This window comes from Pseudomonas sp. Pseusp3, from assembly GCF_047304225.1.
In the GTDB taxonomy this organism is placed as follows: Bacteria; Pseudomonadota; Gammaproteobacteria; order Pseudomonadales; family Pseudomonadaceae; genus Aquipseudomonas; species Aquipseudomonas fluorescens_CD.
Genome location: NZ_JBGLYV010000269.1, coordinates 1 through 282, shown reverse-complemented (window position 1 = coordinate 282; position 282 = coordinate 1). Strand labels below are relative to the sequence as shown.

Genomic DNA, 282 nt, shown 5'->3' with positions numbered 1-282 from the left:
TTCGTCCACGCTCGGGGTGGCGGTCAGCGTTACCGTGGTGGTGTCGTTGACATCGGTGACCGTGGTTTCTACCGGGGTTTTCACCGGGTTGATCGCTTCGAGGTTGCCGCCGTCGGCCGATTGAATCGACTCAGTAACGGTGGTTGGCCCCTTGTAAACGTCGTTGCCGACGGTCACCGGCAGGCTGCCGGAACTCTGACCTTCAGCGATGGTGATCACCTTGCCGCTGTCGAGGGTCACGGTGACCGGACCGTTCTGCGCGGTGACCGGTTGGCCCTGGGC

General features: G+C 63.1%; 1 protein-coding gene. It reads right to left on the bottom strand.

The genetic code is table 11. From position 1 onward, the window contains the following. The coding region (locus tag ACCD00_RS30835) for an immunoglobulin-like domain-containing protein (RefSeq protein WP_413428947.1) at nucleotides 1-282 on the bottom strand (282 nt) is incomplete at both ends.